We start from the raw sequence: 16167 nt of genomic DNA, 5'->3' as shown, positions 1-16167 counted from the left end.
AGGGTAGGAGCCTATGAGTAGGCTCCCACCCTCTGACAGATGTAGTGCCCTATTACCAGGAAACTACAAAATCAGTAGTGTCATTGACGTTATCACCAACATAGTAAAGCACCTGTCCTGCGCCAAGACGGAAGGTATCATTGTTGCCCCACCAATTAGTGTTAACACCCTTCAGACGGCCACCGGTCCAGTTAGCTGCTGATGAAAGCATATTGTCGGGGACATCGATGAAATTGCTGAAACCAGAACGAGCCAGTTCACCCTTGAGACCAACATGGTCGTATGCGTGAAAATCAGCGTGAGCAGCGGGCAGAGCTGCCCCAACCGACAAAGCGGCAGCAACGCCGATTGCGGACACCGCACGGACAAAAGTAGAACGCGACATAGCGAATCTCCTTATTGCTTAGGTAGGAGTCTGAAATTACTGACCCCCATGAGTGGATATACCATCTTGTCGACATATAACTATTTACATCGATTCACCGCATAAAGGGGATCATGCAACTTGCATATGTGACTTATTGCGTTTTATATAAAAAACGCAACTTGTTAGACGGTAAAAGAATCATAGCAAGGCTCTATATTTAGATGCAATGAAAATCTGCATCGCCTAGCAGTGATTTAAATCACATATATATATGGTTGTTCGTACCGTATTAAGATAAATCCAGGAAAATTTAGTCTTCTAAAGGCACTCCCGATGAATACACACAACAAAGACAAGCGCAACGGCTAAGCTTCGCCCCTCAACCCCATAACCCCACATAGCTAAGGGCGGTGCCCCGGAAGAATGACCTTCCGGGGCACCGCCCTTTAGCTATCTCAAAGACTTATTTCAGCCCGAAATATTGAGTTTAGAACTTCGTGCCGGTCAGACGCTCATACGCCTCAACGTAACGGGCACGAGTCTTCTCCACAACCTCCTCAGGCAGGTGCGGCACGTTATCCGAACCGTCCCAACCCGCCTCCGGTGAACGCAGCCAGTCACGCACATACTGCTTATCAAAGCTCGGCTGAGCGTGACCCGGCTCGTACTGCTGAGCGTCCCAGAAACGCGAAGAATCCGGGGTCAGAACCTCATCACCCAGGGTGATCTCGCCACGGTACGAATCAGTACCGAACTCCATCTTGGTATCCGCCAGAATAATGCCCTGCTCGCGAGCAATCTTCTCCGCAGTGGTGTACAGGCTCAGGCTCAGCTCCTCCAGGCGCTCACCCACCGGCTGACCCACCTCAGCGTACAGCTCCTCACGGGTCACCAGCTCATCATGCTCACCCACCTCAGCCTTACCGGTCGGAGTGAAAATCGGGGTGTCCAGGCGGGAACCATCCACCAGACCCGCAGGCAACTTCACGCCAGCAATCTCACCAGTCTCGTTGTACACAGCCAAACCCGAACCGGTCAGGTAACCGCGCACAATGCATTCCACCGGGAACATGTTCAGGGAGCGGCAAATCATTGCTCGACCAGCCACAACATCCGGAACGTCAGTGGACAGCACGTGGTTCGGAACCTGCTTAAGCTGCTCAAACCACCACAGGGACATCTGAGTCAGAATCTTGCCCTTATCCGGGATCTCGGTGGGCAGAATACGGTCAAAAGCGCTAATACGGTCCGAGGCAACAACCATGACCGAACCGGCACGGAGCTCAGCGTCATCATTGACGGTCAAGCCGGTAGCGTCAAAACGTTCCTCATTCGGAACGTACAGGTCGCGGACCTTACCGGAATAAATGTGAGTCCAGCCCGGGATTTCCACGGGGTTAGAACGAGAAGTCATGAGAATTTCTCCTGATGAGGTGGTGTGATGTGGATGCAAAAAGTCTGTGTAATTACAATACCGCGACAGGCACGGCTCCCGATAGTGCCATCAGTCATCAATACGGCACAATCTTGAGAGCCCAACCTACCCCGGTCGCCGCCGACAGCACCCCGAGCTGAGGAAATGAACCCGGGAAAAGCTGAGGCGGCACAAAGCTAAGAAGCGAGTGGCAAAGAAGCGACCGGCTCCCCCACCCTCAAGCGGGGAAGCCGGTCACCTTAGGTTTTAGCCGCGCGGGGCGGGAATCTGGATGCGATTCTCCACAGCCTTCAGCGCGATATCGGTGCGGTACTGCGCGCCAGCCCAAGAGATAGCGCGAACACCCTCGTAGGCGGCGGCGCGGGCAGCGCCCAGGTTCTCACCGAGCGCCACAACAGCCAGCACACGACCGCCAGCGGTGTGAATCTCTTCGCCGGAAACCACGGTACCCGCGTGAATCACGTGCACGCCCTCCAGAGCATTCGCCTCATCCAGACCGGAGATAACATCACCCTTGCGGGGAGTGTCAGGGTAGTTCTCAGCAGCCATAACCACGTCCACTGCGGTGCGGGGATCCCAATCCAGCTCGGTACCCTCAGAAATTTCACCGCGAGCAGCCGCACGCAGCAGCTGACCCAGCGGGGTGCGCAGACGCGCCAGAACCGCCTGGGTTTCCGGGTCGCCAAAGCGGGCGTTGAACTCGATAACGCGCACGCCGCGGCTGGTCACAGCCAGGCCGCAGAAGAGCACACCCACGAACGGGGTGCCGCGCTCAGCCATACGAGCCACGGTCGGGCGGGCAACCTTCTCCACGACCTCCTGCACGAAGCCCTCGGGCAACCAGGGAAGCGGGGTGTAGGCGCCCATACCGCCGGTGTTCGGGCCCTCGTCGTTGTCGAAAATGCGCTTGAAGTCCTGCGCCGGGGACAGCGGCAGAACGTTCTTACCGTCAGAGATGACGAAGAGGGACACCTCGGGGCCGTCCAGGAACTCTTCGATGACCACGGTGCCGCCGGCGTTGAAGCAAGCCTGAGCGTGCTCCAGTGCCGCGGTGCGGTCCTCGGTCACCACAACGCCCTTACCCGCAGCCAGGCCGTCGTCCTTCACCACGTAGGGTGCACCGAACTCGTCCAGTGCCGCCTGCGCCTCAGCGGCGTTCGTTGCCACGTAAGCGCGGGCAGTCGGCACGGAAGCCTCTTCCATGACCTGCTTAGCGAAAGCCTTAGAACCCTCCAGCTGTGCAGCAGCTGCGGAGGGGCCGAAAACATCAAAACCCGCCTCACGCAGCGCGTCAGAAACACCGGCGACCAGGGGCGCCTCCGGGCCAATAACGACCAGGTCGGCGTTCAGTTCGCGTGCCAGGGCGGTTGCCTGGGCGGGGTCATTCGCATCAATTGCATGGACGGGAACATCCTGGGCAATGCCGGCGTTGCCGGGGGCGCTGTGCACCTCGGTTACCTCAGGGTCGCGCAGAAGCGCTCGAATAATTGCGTGTTCGCGGCCGCCGGGGCCCAGTACCAAAACCTTCATGCTATTCAGGGTACCCGGTATCACTCTAAAAACGTGAGCTGGGCTCACTAAAAATGCGGCTCTTCTCATGTAGCGGCACATTCGTAAGAATGCACGCTAGAGAAGAGCCGCACAGCGCGGTAACCGAAGCTACCGAATCAAGCTAAAAGCACTAGATGAGGGCGGTAATGGCAGCCACACCACCGAAGACAATACCCGGGAGGTTCGCGATGATAATCGGAACATCCTTCTTGGGGCGCCACAGACCGTACAGAACCCACAGGGTGCAGTTCACCGCAGCGACCAGCGGCTGGATCCAGTCACCCTTGTGACCGTTCAGGTTACCGATAATCTGCGGGAAGTAGAAGACATACATGAGCACTGCGGTCACAGAAGCAACGCGAGCCAGGATGGGGAAGAACTTTGCGTGGAATTCAGAATCCACGCCCACGCCACCCTTGGGGGAGACGTTCTGTGCGGAGGTGTTTGCGGAGGTGTTGTTCTGCTCTGCCATGGATGTACTCCTTTACATGGTTTGCCGCTCACCAATCAAGAGTGAGTTGAGGGGTAAGGGGCATTAAGCGATGCATACTCGTACCGGGTCACGTCTAACTAGTTTCGCCTAGATATAGAGGCCCCGGGACTGCATCAATTGCGTACTGGATACATTACGCCCGTTCTCAGACTGCATATTGGGGCATGTCAGAGATGATGAACCGTGGATACACTCATAGCTCATCGATTGACGGGGTGGGGTTTTGCTCATCTGCCGCTGCCTTGGTCATCGCCATGTTCATGAGGCGGTACGTCGAGGCGCCAGAATGGTTCGTCGGGCGTCAATCGTGGTCGGTCCTATGCGGTGCGCGGGTCAGGTCTTTCGGTTCGTGCGGGCTGTGCCTCGCTCACGTACCTTAGTATTTCCTGTTGCGCTTGAGCACCCTTCAATTATAAAAATGAGTTACTCATAGCTTCAACCCGTAGTGGGCGTGAATCTCTTCACACGGCTCTCCTTCGACCGCGCCAGCCCATCCTAGCTCCGCACCACTAAGCACGAATAGGGTCAAGCCGCATGCCCCGTTTAAACTAGAAGAATGACCAACAGCACCACCCCACAGGCAACCACTCACACCACCAACCCCAGTAGCGCCTTCGACGTAGAACTCGCGCAACTCACCCGCAACAACCTCATTGAGGCACGACACCGCGGCCGCCTCATCCTGCTCAACCCCGACGGCGATGTACAGCTTGCCCTCGGTGATATTCACGAGCCCTTCTACCTGCGCTCCGCCGCTAAGCCGTTGCAAGCCATCGGATCTATGAAGGCGGGCGCACCCCTGCGCGGTTCCCAGGTCGCCATCGCCTGCGGTTCGCACCGCGGCACCTTCGAGCAGATGCGCGCCGTACAGGACGTGCTCACCCAGGGCAGCACCGAAACCAACCCGCTCACCCCGGCAAACCTGGCGCTCAAGCCCACGCTCCCTGCCGATAAGCAGGCACGCCAGGCAATGACTCAGGCGAACCTCGCCGCTACTGCCCTGGCGCACCCCTGCTCCGGCAAGCACGCCGCATTCCTGTGGGCGTGCACCGCCAAGCTTGAGCGCGGCGACCTTGAAGAGGGCTCGCAGAACTGGACCCTGCACAACTACCTCGACCCCGCACACCCGCTGCAGCAGGTCATCACCGAAGAAATTGAGGCGTTCACCGGCGAGCCGGTAGTCGCCATCGGCGTTGACGGTTGCGGCGCACCCGTGCACGCCGTCTCCCTGGCCGGTGCCGCACGCGCCTACTCGACCCTCGGCTCGGCAATCCGCAACCTCGGGGCGGATGCGCGCGCCTCCACGGTCGCGACCGCCATGGTGGATTACCCCGAACTGATTCAGGCGCCCGGCTCCCCCGACACCGTGCTCAGCGAAGAACTGGACGCAATCGTCAAGGGCGGCGCGGAGGGTGTGCTCTGCATTGGTCTGCGTTCGGGCGCGTCCGTGGTGGTGAAGATGAGCGACGGTTCGCACCGCGCCATGTACGTCGTGGCTCTGCGTGCTCTTGTTGCTGGCGGCTACCTGAGCGCCGAGGAATGCGAGCGCCTACTCGCGCTGGTGGTTCGCCCGGTGACCGGCGGTTACGTGGACGGCAAGCCTGTTGTGGTGGGTGAGCTGCGCGTACATGAGGAGCTCTTCACTCGCGAGAATCTGACTCTCGGTACCCAGGAAGGGAACTAGTTGTGGCGATTCGACGTAAGACTAGCGAAGAAGCGGGCATGGCGGCGGTACGCGAAGTGCGTGCCTTCTTTGAGGCGCAGCGTGCGGCAGCCGGTGAACTTGCAGATTCGCATGCCCGAGGCGAGTACCTGCTGAACAGCCCCGAGGTGGAGCAGGCGTTTGCCGCGCTCCCCCGCCCGGTGCGCGCTACCTTTGTGCGCTTCACCCTGGAGGAGCTGGCAACCCTCGCCCCCGGCAATAGTGTGGAGGTGCGCGTACCCCCGCTGGGCGTGACCCAGTGCGTGGCGGGTCCTCGCCATACGCGCGGTACCCCGCCGTCCGTGGTGGAGGCGCGTCCACTCGTGTGGGCGGCGCTGGTTCTGGGTGCCTGTTCGTGGGCGCAGGCGGTGAGTGCCGGTGCGCTGGATGCGTCGGGTGAGCGTAGTGACCTTTCGGGTTTGTTGCCGCTCTTCTAGAATTCGCTACGAGCTCACAGGTCCACGCAGTTTTCGTGATTTGGCGTGTTTGGTGCCTGTTCTAGTGGTCCATCCTGAGGTATTTAGCGCATCTTTCACCGCATCGGCTCCGAAACCCGGTACACTTTTAAAGGTCTGGTGTATGCTACGGCACACACAGGCAGGTGTGAGTGCGGCAACACGCCCTAATCTTGCGCTTGCACAGACGCATCCGCAGTCCCATCGTCGAAAAGAAGTGAATTGATTCGCCCCGACGGAAAACTCACTCACGACCTCGATCCAATTGACCACGGCCCCAAGGACGCCTGCGGCGTCTTCGGTGTCTGGGCTCCCGGCGAGGACGTGGCAAAGCTAACCTACTACGGCCTGTACGCGCTCCAGCACCGCGGCCAGGAATCAGCAGGTATCGCAACCAGTAACGGCAAACGCATCCACGTGTACAAAGATATGGGACTGGTCTCCCAGGTCTTTGACGAAGCCACCCTCAGTTCCATGCCCGGCGACCACGCTATCGGCCACGCCCGATACTCCACCACCGGCGCATCCCACTGGGCTAACGCACAGCCGACTCTCGGTACCACCCCGCACGGTACGCTCTGCCTGGCGCACAACGGTAACCTCACCAACTCGGCAGACCTCTACGAGCGTCTGATTGAAAAGAACGGCGGCAAGCCCCCCAAGCACGGCGAACTCGCCCAGGGCAACACCACCGACACCGCACTCGTCACCGCCCTGCTGGCGGAGCACGACTTCGACTCCCTCGAAGAAGCAGCACTCGACCTATTGCCGACCCTTCGCGGTGCTTTCTGCCTCACCTTCATGGATGAGCACACCCTCTACGCTGCACGCGACCCGCAGGGTGTACGCCCCCTCGTGCTCGGTCGTCTGGAGCGTGGCTGGGTTGTCGCATCCGAAACCGCGGCACTTGATATTGTCGGTGCGTCCTTCGTGCGTGAAGTGGAGCCCGGCGAGCTCATCACCATTGATGAGAACGGTCTGCGTTCCCAGCGTTTCGCAAAAGCTAAGCCCGCCGGTTGCGTCTTCGAGTACGTTTACCTCGCTCGCCCGGACACCACCATCTCCGGCCGTAGCGTCTACGAATCCCGCGTAGAAATGGGCCGTCAGCTTGCCCGCGAACACGCTGTTGAAGCTGACCTGGTCATGCCCACTCCCGAATCCGGTGTTCCGGCTGCTATTGGTTACGCCGAAGAGTCCGGCATTCCCTACGGTAACGGCCTGGTCAAGAACGCCTACGTGGGCCGAACCTTCATTCAGCCCTCGCAGACTATCCGCCAGCTCGGTATCCGTCTGAAGCTGAACCCGCTCAAGTCCGTGGTTGCTGGCAAGCGCCTCGTCGTTATTGACGACTCCATCGTTCGCGGTAACACCCAGCGCGCGCTCGTGCGTATGCTCCGCGAAGCTGGCGCGAAGGAAGTGCACGTGCGCATCTCCTCCCCGCCCGTGAAGTGGCCTTGCTTCTACGGTATTGACTTCGCCTCCCGTGCGGAGCTGATTGCGAACGGTCTGTCCGTGGACGAAATCGCGTCCTCCCTGGGTGCCGATTCGCTCGGCTTCATCTCTCAGGACGGCATGATGGCAGCCACCGAGCAGCCCGCCGAAAACATGTGCACCGCATGCTTCACCGGCAAATACCCGATTGAGTTGCCGAGCGAGGAACGACGCGGCAAGTCCCTCTTCGACTCCTCGGAGAAGGGCAAGGGCGGACCCCTCGCCGGTAAGGCAGCTGAGGTGACCGTGGAGCGCCCCGTCCCCTCCAAGCCTGAGCATGCTGAGGCCGTCTCCATTGAGACCCGCGAAGGCACCGAAACTCTCGAAACGAAGTTCGATCTCTCCGCAGTACAGGTTGCCGCAGACGACGCCGGTATGGGCATGTGCAACCCCGGCCCCGACGCCGACCTCGAGGCATTGCTCACCGAGCAGGACCGCATCCCCGCAAACTCCTCCGCTACCGCTACCCCGAAGGAATCCTAATGAGCGAGAACACCACCACCGTAACCTACGCGAGCGCAGGTGTTGACGTAGAGGCTGGCGATCGCGCCGTTGAGCTGATGAAGGGCGCTATCAAGGCGACCCACAACTCCTCCGTCGTTGGTGGCGTGGGCGGCTTCGCGGGCCTGTACGACGTCTCCGAGCTCGTCAAGTACCGCAAGCCCTACCTGGCTACCTCCACCGACGGTGTGGGTACCAAGGTCGCTATCGCGCAGGCACTCGATATTCACGACACCATCGGTTACGACCTGGTCGGCATGGTCGTGGACGACATCGTGGTCTGCGGTGCGAAGCCGCTGTTCATGACCGACTACATTGCCACTGGCAAGGTCGTTCCCGAACGTATCGCTGACATTGTGCGCGGTATCGCTGGCGCATGTGCACAGGCTGGTACCGCCCTGGTTGGCGGCGAAACCGCTGAGCACCCCGGCCTGCTCGCAGAAGACGAGTACGACGTTGCGGGCGCAGCAACCGGTCTGGTCGAGGCTGACGAGCTGCTCGGTCCCGAGCGCGTACGTGAGGGCGACGTGCTGATTGCTATGGCATCCTCCGGTATTCACTCCAACGGCTACTCCCTGGTCCGCAAGGTCCTGAACGTTGCCGGCTGGGGTCTGGAGCGTCAGGTGGACGAGCTGGGCCGCACCATCGGTGAAGAGCTGCTCGAACCCACCCGCGTGTACGCTGCAGACTGCCTGGACCTGGCGGCAGCATTCCCCGTCAACGGCGAAGACGGAACCACCGGCAGCGGTGTACGCGGCTTCTCCCACGTGACCGGCGGCGGCCTGGCTGCTAACCTGGCTCGCGTTCTGCCCCAGGGCCTGGAGGGTCGCGTGGACCGCTCCACCTGGCAGATTCCTGCAATCTTCTCCCTGATCGGTTCGCTGGGCAACGTGCCCCTGGCCGATCTGGAGCGCACCCTGAACCTGGGCGTGGGCATGATTGCTATCGTTGATCCCTCCGTGGCTGAGGCCGCTACCAAGCGCCTGAACGACCGCGGCATCCCCTCCTGGATTATGGGTGACGTTGTTGCCGCCGGCGAGCCCGAGGCTAACAACCCCGATTACGTTCAGGGAGCTAAGGGCGTGGACGGCGGAGCGGTTCGCCTGCTGGGCTCCTACGCTTCCTAAGGACGCTTTCTCCAGTAGGTAGCGAGCGCCAGCTTGCTGGTGCTGATGATTCTATAGACCGGGGCGGTCACCCATGCGGTGGCCGCCCCGGTCTGTGTGTGTCTACCGGCGGTGCGCGTTGTCCCGTGTGTTTGATGCCAGCTTTTTATTTATTTTCACGCGTATTTTGGGCTATTTTTATTTTTTGCTATCAATTGCATTTTTAATGCATTCTAGTGCTTACACCATAGTGTTAAAACATTTATTTTTCTCCCCTATCAGCAAGAGGTACCGCATATCCTGCCTCGCATATTCCAACCCTCAAGCTTTACTTATATAAACTCTCATTCATTGGGTGCTATTCAGCCTCCAGAGGTTGATTTTCTGTACATTAACCCGTGAAAAGCACCTCAAAAATCCCTCAAGTTCACCTTGAAGTGATACCTTAGAAATGTACGTTGCACACCGTCCAAAAAGAGTTCTTCCGGTACGCAAAAAGGGTCAAAGAAACGCTATTCCCTCACCCCATTCATTACTTCAGCGCGCCCAAAAAGGCCTCTTTTACTGCCCCGTAAAAACCCTATACGCACCTCGCGCACCTACAGACGGAAACACCAGTACACATCACACAGTCCGCATACCACCTACATCAGGAGAACCAGATGAGGCTTCCATACTTCGGCGCGCAGCGCACCGAAACACCTCCTCGCCGCTACCCCGATAACTGCCGCACCGATAACCGCCGCCGCAAGCACCCCGCACGCGCAGCACTGAGCCTGCTCGCCGCCAGCGCCATCCTCTTCGGAGGCGACCTGCCCGCCGTCCTCGCGCAGGCACCCAGCGACGAAGCCATCCTGGCAGCAGCTCAGGCGGCACCCCAGATCGAAGGTCCCGTCAGCCCCCTCACCCTCGCGCGCAACGGCGCGGCACGCCCCAACACCCCCACCGCGGCGGCACCCGGAACGCTCCCCCAGCAGGTGTTCGACCGATTCATCGTCACCTACACCAACGAAGCCAAGCAGCGTAAAATGCAGCGCGACGGCGACTGGGACGCAGTCCGCGGCATTGTTGACGACATCATGGACACCGTCGAGGTCGTCAGCGAAGCGCTGAACGTCGATACCAAGTTCCTGCACAACACCTCCACCGATGACGCCGTCATCCAGACCTCCAAAACCCTCAACAAAAACGAGGCGAAGGAGTTCATGGCGAAGGTCGCCTCCGACCCGGACGTAGCCTCCGTCGAGCCCGACTACATCAACTACCCCGCCGCAGAGGGCGACATCACCTTCCAGTTCAACGACCCGCAGTACAGCAAGCAGTGGAACCTCACCAACCCCACCACCGGCGTTCAGAACACCGGTAACGCACGCCTGCGCCGCGGCGCATACGTGAAGGTCGCCGTACTCGACACCGGCTATGTGCCGCACCCCGACCTGGTCACCGGCATGGCGAACGGCTACGATTTCGTCAGCGACCCGCTCAGCGCCCGCGACGGCGACGGCCGCGACCCCAACCCCAGGGATGAAGGCGACTACGCGCCCTACAACCTCTGCAAGGACCAGGCGAACGCCCACACCTCCACCTGGCACGGCACCAGCGTTGCCGGCATTATCGGTGCCCGAGGCAATAACCGCATGGGCATCGTCGGCGTTGCCGACCTCGCCCGCGTGCAGCCTGTGCGCGTACTGGGCCGATGCGGTGGCCGCACCTCAGACATTGCCGACGCCATCATCTGGGCTGCCGGCGGACACGTTGACGGAGTACCGGACAACGCCTACCCCGCCAAGATCATCAATATGTCCATCGGCACCGTAACCACGTGCCCCGCCGCTTACCAGCGCGCCATCAACATTGCACGCTCCAAGGGCGCAATCGTGGTCGCTGCGGCAGGTAACGGCAACACGGAGGCGTCCAAGTACGCGCCCGCCAACTGCATGGGCGTCATCACGGTTGGTGCAACCACCAAGGCTGGCACGCGAGCATCATTCTCGAACTACGGCACGAGGGTTAACATCTCGGCACCGGGTGAAAACATCCTCACCCTGTCCATGAACAGCCTCGACCGCCCTGATAACACTAAGTTCAGCTACGACTATGAGAGCGGCACCTCCATGTCGGCACCGCACGTCTCCGCTCTGCTGGCGCAGCAGCTGGTCAACGGCACCTCCATGACCACTAAGCAGGTCGAGGAGGCGTTCACCCTCGCGGGGGGAAACCGCATCAAGTGCGATAAGTATTTCTGCAGCCGAGGTATTATCAACAGCTTCAACCTGGCTAAAAAGGCTGGAAACCTGGACGCGAACGGTAGGGTGACCTACCTGCGACCGCGCAAGATTATTTCTAAGGGCCTGAGCGCCGGAGCGTCCAACACCAAGATTGCAGACAGGGCCGCCACCGACGAGGCAGCCGAGGCGACAGCAGAAGCTCTCACGGCAGGAGCCAACGGCGAGAGCCTCACCGGCGACTACGACCGAATTCCCGGCGCGCCCGCCATGGAAATCCCCGAAGATGCCCAGGTCTACGACTTGAACGGTGACGCCGAGCCCGTCACCCAGGACGAACCGCTGGTCACCAACCCCGCGCAGAAGCCCCGCGAGGCAGACGAGCAGCACTAAGCTACCCATAGCGTAGCCAGACCCGGTTCACGGGCAGAGCGAAGCCCCCGATGAAAGAACTCATCGGGGGCTTTTCGTATCTAAAATCAGTTTTGACTAGCGGTGATTACCGGTCGCGAAGCCCAAGTAACCATTGTTCAGGTAGCCATTGTTCGGGTAAGTACTGCTCGGGTAGGTGTTCGCAGATGCACCGTACCAGGAGCGGTAACGCGGGGTGTGGCCGTGACGCGGACGCGACGGGTAGGAGGGGCGAGTCACCGGGCGGGACGGGCGGGTCCTGGCCTTCGGAGCCGGGGTCACCTTCGGTGCAGGGGTTACCTTCGGTGCGGGGGCCTGCTGACGCTTAGCGTCCTCCTCAGCCTTCTTGCGTGCCGCCTCTTCAGCCGCCTTCTTACGTGCGGCTTCCTCCTCAGCCTTCTTGCGTGCCGCGGCAGCATCCGCAGCCTCACGGTCGGAGCGGACCTGCTGAACCGCGCGTGCCGCATTCACAATGCCGGAACCGCACGCGGACTGGTCGCACTCAACGCCCTGAGAGGTGGACTGCAGGGCCTTCTTCGCCTGAGCGTACGTCAGCTTCGGGTCGACCGACTTCATGAGCGCCACAATACCGGCAACATGCGGTGCCGCCATGGAAGTGCCCTGGTACTCGGCGTAATCAGCCTTACCGGGAGCAGTCTTACCGGCGTTCAGGGTGGAGAGAATACCGCCACCCCAGTAGCGGCGGTCGCCACCGGGCGCGCTCACGTCCACGCGGGAGCCGTAGTTGGAGAAGTAGGAGCGCTTGCCGTTCTTATCGGTTGCGCCCACGTTAATGACGTCCTCGCAGTTGCCGGGGCTGGACTTCGAGGCATCAAAGTTGTTGTTACCCGCTGCGACGACCACGATGGAGCCGCGCTTATTCGCCTGAGCAATCGCCTGGCGGTACGGGGTGGTGCAAGTGCCCTCGCTACCGATGGACATGTTAATGACCTGGGCGGGGTTCTGGTTTGCGGGGACACCGCGCACACTACCACCGGCAGCCCAAATAATGCCGTCGGTGATGTCCGAGTCGAAGCCGCCGCAGGCGCCCAGAACGCGCACGGGCACGATCTTCGCCTCGGGTGCCACGCCGGCAATGCCCTCGTTATTGTTCGCGATAGCGGCAATGGTGCCCGCCACGTGGGTGCCGTGCCAGTCGGAGGCGGTCGCCTTCGAACCGGTGAAGCACTGGTTATCTACGGTCCAGTTGCCGGCATCGGTCGGGTCGGAGTCGCGGCCGTTACCATCGTTGGAGAACGCCGACTCGGCAATAAAGTCGTAGCCGGGCAGCACGTTAGCGTCCAGGTCCGGGTGGGCGGTAATGCCGGAGTCCAGCACCGCCACGGTCACACCCTTGCCGCGGGTGGTGCCCCACGCCTCCAGCGCGGAGACGCCCTTCTCACCGGTGAGGGACCACATGCGGTTCATCTTCGGGTCGTTGATTTTGACGGTCTCCGAGGTGTTATCCACGGTAGCGTAGCGGCGCATATCGGGCGACACGGAGGCGACCTTGGAGTTCGCGCTCAGGGCGTCCATGTACTGCTGGGCCTGAGCGGGGGTGAGCTCTGCGGAGGTGGTGACCACGCTGGCGTCCAGCGCGGTGGAGCGGACGTAGCTGGTCTTAATGTTCAGCAGCTCGTCAATGCTCTGCACCTCGGAGGTGATGCCCGCGTAGAGTGCGTCGTTCCAGGTTGCCTGCTGGGTACCGGCGGCTGCGGACCAGTCAATCTGATCTGCGGTGGCATCGGTGGAGGCGGCGTTCTTCGCCTCATCGGTGTAAGTGATGATGAAGCGGTTGTATGCCACGGGCGCGGACTGGGTGGTGTTAGAAGCCTGTGCCGCCGCAGAAGCCTGGGTTGCGTGGGTGGCCTGCGCGGTGGGTGCCGCCACGGCGGGGATCACGCTTGCCGAGAGCAGGCAGGTTGCGGTGACGAAGCTCAGCAGGGAACGCTGTGAGGAGCGTGCCTGCGAGGGGCGAGCAATGCGAAGCATGGACGTCCTTGAGGTGAGTGGTACCGGGTGCGCACGATGCGGCGTAGCGTTGCCGTCTCGCGTTGAGGGCGTGTGCTCGGTACGAGTGAATACGGAAGAGTGAGGTGTTGGTGCATTGTGTGTGCTGTGAAGTGGTTCCACAATGTGCGTGCACGGGTACGCACCGTGAGATACTCTAGCACCCTTTTTCAGTTACTTTATGAATAAAATAACCTTTGTGATGCAGGTCATTTTATGCATAGATGAGTAAAACTTAAATCACTACTTTAAGTCGCGAGAATATTCCGACTAGGCATTTCTTTATCTGCATTTACATGAAAGAAAAATCTCATTATTTACGCCACACTATCGAGTTTTAGCCCCGCCAAACATAGGAAAAGGTGCTAGGATAGCGATATCTCACCACATAAACCACTTCCGAAGAGCTCCCGCACGGGAGTTTAGAGAAAAATACACATCAATGCAGTGATGTGCATTTTCTTTTTCTATTCGCTCCTCACAAGCAAATACACAAAAGAATACAAATATTTTCTCAAAGGTGCATTTATGTGAGTGGATGACCAACCCACTTGCCGCTTCCGGCACTCACATACGCAAAGGACCCCGATGTCTTTTACCACTCACCCCTCACCGCGCCGCATCGCTCGCGCCGCGCTGAGCCTGGGCACCGCCGCAGCACTCGTCGCGACCCTGGGCACCCCCGCATCCTTCGCGGCACCCGCCAAGGCTAACGGCGCCGAACGTGCCAAGGCACACACCACCATATCCTCCCTCAGCTCCGAGCAGCAGAAGGCAGGCTTCAACCGCTTCGTCATCACCTACACCGACAGCGCCCTGAATGCCGGTGGCATCAACTGGGCAAGCCCCGCAGGCACCCAGGTCGCCACCTGGAGCGATGCTCTCTATGCGGGCATCAGCTCCGATGTGAAGAGCATCGACGAGCTGCTGAAGGTCAAGACCAGCTACGTACGCACCACCGCCCAGAAGGCGACCGTGGTGACCGTCTCCTCCAAGCTCACCGCAGAGCAGGCGGAGAAGTACATGGCGACTCTGAGCTCCAACCCCTCCGTCGCATCGGTTGAGCCCGACCTGCTGCGCCGCTCGAACGCACGCGCTCGTGGCGCCGCTACCTCCAAGGTGGCTCAGGTTGCCAAGGCTGCGCAGGCATCGGACCAGGTTGTGGCACCGAACGACACCCTCTACCCGCAGCAGTGGAACCTGCACGGCACCAAGGGCCTGGCAGCCCCCGAGGCGTGGAAGACCGCCCAGGGCGCTGGCGTGACCGTTGCCGTGATTGACTCCGGCATCGTCAAGCACCCCGACCTGGACGCTAACGTTCTGCCCGGCTACGACTTCATCACCGAGCCCTCCATCGCACGCGACGGTAACGGCCGCGACTCCGACCCGACCGACCAGGGCAACTGGGAAGAAGCGGGCGTCTGCGATGCCTACTCTGAGGCAAGCGAGTCGAACTGGCACGGCACCCACGTTGCAGGATCCATCGCGGCGATTATGAACAATAAGCGCGGTATCGTCGGCGTGGCGCCCTCCACCAAGATTCTGCCGGTGCGTGCCCTGGGCATGTGCGGCGGCTACGACTCCGACATTGCGGATGCAATGGTTTGGGCAGCCGGCGGCACCGTTGAGGGCGTTCCCGCGAACTCCAACCCCGCCAAGATCATTAACCTCTCCCTCGGTGGCGAGGGCACCTGCCCCGCTACCTACTCCAAGGCTATTGCTGAGGTGAACAAGCGCGGCGCGATTCTCGTTGTCGCTGCCGGCAACGACGGTCAGGACACCTCCAAGGTTGCTCCGGCTAACTGTGGCGGTTCGATCGTGGTGGGTGCTACCGACCAGGACGGTAAGCGTAGCGACTTCTCCAACTACGGCAAGCTCGTTGATGTGAGCGCCCCCGGTAGCGGCATCATGTCCACCGTGGATCTGGGCACCACCGTGTCCACCGGCGCAGGCTACACCGAGTACGACGGCACCTCCATGGCTGCACCCCAGGTTGCTGGCGTGATTGCGCTGATGAAGTCGGTGGATCCCTCGCTGACCGCTGAGCGTGCAAAGCAGATTCTGAAGCAGAGCTCCAAGCCGCTCACCTGCGATGTGAACGCTTGCGGCTCCGGCATTGTGAACGCGGCGAGCGCGCTGGCTATGGTGCAGGGCAAGAAGGACCCGAACCCTGTTGCGAAGCCCTGGCCGAAGCGTGCACCCAAGCACCCGACCCGTGCGGCACGTGTTGGTTACGTGACCAACCCGGCTGTTAACCACAACCCGCCGTTCCTGATTACTCCCGGCGGTCTGATTCCCGGTCAGTAATCGGTATGTTGCCAGCTCGGAAGCCGGTGAGCCAATAGGCTTCTGAAAGGCCAAATATATACAAAAAGCCCCCGTTGAGTTTTTGAACTGCGCCCCGAAACTTGGACGCTATA

General features: G+C 60.5%; 11 protein-coding genes. 6 read left to right on the top strand and 5 right to left on the bottom strand.

The window, feature by feature from the left end; translation table 11 throughout:
- Positions 1-52: 52 nt before the first annotated feature.
- The 4 genes from HMPREF2765_RS00410 to HMPREF2765_RS09320 all read right to left on the bottom strand — a co-directional run bounded on the left by HMPREF2765_RS00410 (position 53) and on the right by HMPREF2765_RS09320 (position 3825).
- Positions 53-385, bottom strand: coding sequence for a hypothetical protein (locus HMPREF2765_RS00410; RefSeq protein ID WP_012902899.1), 333 nt, complete (start codon positions 383-385; stop codon positions 53-55).
- 469 nt (positions 386-854) lie between these two features.
- Complete coding sequence (locus HMPREF2765_RS00405; protein WP_049343179.1) at positions 855-1781, bottom strand: phosphoribosylaminoimidazolesuccinocarboxamide synthase; 927 nt, start codon at positions 1779-1781, stop codon at positions 855-857.
- A gap of 267 nt (positions 1782-2048) precedes the next feature.
- Positions 2049-3332, bottom strand: coding sequence for a phosphoribosylamine--glycine ligase (gene purD, locus HMPREF2765_RS00400; RefSeq protein WP_070604019.1), 1284 nt, complete (start codon positions 3330-3332; stop codon positions 2049-2051).
- A gap of 151 nt (positions 3333-3483) precedes the next feature.
- Entirely contained in the window at positions 3484-3825 is a 342-nt protein-coding gene (locus tag HMPREF2765_RS09320) for a hypothetical protein (RefSeq protein ID WP_171840176.1), read from the bottom strand.
- Between the two features lie 577 nt (positions 3826-4402).
- Between HMPREF2765_RS09320 and HMPREF2765_RS00390 the strand changes: the two genes are divergently transcribed.
- The 5 genes from HMPREF2765_RS00390 to HMPREF2765_RS00370 all read left to right on the top strand — a co-directional run bounded on the left by HMPREF2765_RS00390 (position 4403) and on the right by HMPREF2765_RS00370 (position 11719).
- Entirely contained in the window at positions 4403-5530 is a 1128-nt protein-coding gene (locus tag HMPREF2765_RS00390; protein WP_070593822.1) for an asparaginase, read from the top strand.
- Positions 5531-5532: 2 nt separating this feature from the next.
- Positions 5533-5985 carry a sterol carrier family protein gene (locus HMPREF2765_RS00385; protein WP_065423878.1) on the top strand — a complete coding sequence of 151 codons (453 nt, stop codon included), beginning with the start codon at positions 5533-5535 and terminating at the stop codon, positions 5983-5985.
- Positions 5986-6225: 240 nt separating this feature from the next.
- The gene (gene purF, locus HMPREF2765_RS00380; RefSeq protein WP_049351968.1) at positions 6226-7977 is read left to right on the top strand and encodes an amidophosphoribosyltransferase; all 1752 of its coding nucleotides are present in this window, start codon (positions 6226-6228) and stop codon (positions 7975-7977) included.
- Positions 7977-9122, top strand: a complete 1146-nt coding sequence (gene purM, locus HMPREF2765_RS00375) for a phosphoribosylformylglycinamidine cyclo-ligase (protein WP_005504604.1) — start codon at positions 7977-7979, stop codon at positions 9120-9122. The genes purF and purM overlap by 1 nt, the downstream gene beginning before the upstream one ends.
- Before the next feature lie 641 nt (positions 9123-9763).
- A complete protein-coding gene (locus HMPREF2765_RS00370) occupies positions 9764-11719 on the top strand; it encodes a S8 family peptidase (protein ID WP_049351973.1) in 1956 nt (651 codons plus the stop codon).
- Positions 11720-11815: 96 nt separating this feature from the next.
- Here the strand turns inward: HMPREF2765_RS00370 and HMPREF2765_RS00365 are convergent, their stop codons facing one another.
- A complete protein-coding gene (locus HMPREF2765_RS00365) occupies positions 11816-13729 on the bottom strand; it encodes a S8 family peptidase (protein ID WP_070604018.1) in 1914 nt (637 codons plus the stop codon).
- Between the two features lie 606 nt (positions 13730-14335).
- Here HMPREF2765_RS00365 and HMPREF2765_RS00360 point away from each other — a divergent pair.
- Positions 14336-16054 (top strand): S8 family peptidase, encoded by a 1719-nt coding sequence (locus HMPREF2765_RS00360; RefSeq protein ID WP_049351975.1) that lies wholly within the window; start codon positions 14336-14338, stop codon positions 16052-16054.
- Positions 16055-16167: the final 113 nt, after the last annotated feature.

This window comes from Rothia sp. HMSC062H08, assembly GCF_001810775.1.
Lineage (GTDB): Bacteria > Actinomycetota > Actinomycetes > Actinomycetales > Micrococcaceae > Rothia.
This window is presented reverse-complemented; position numbering and strand designations above follow the sequence as displayed.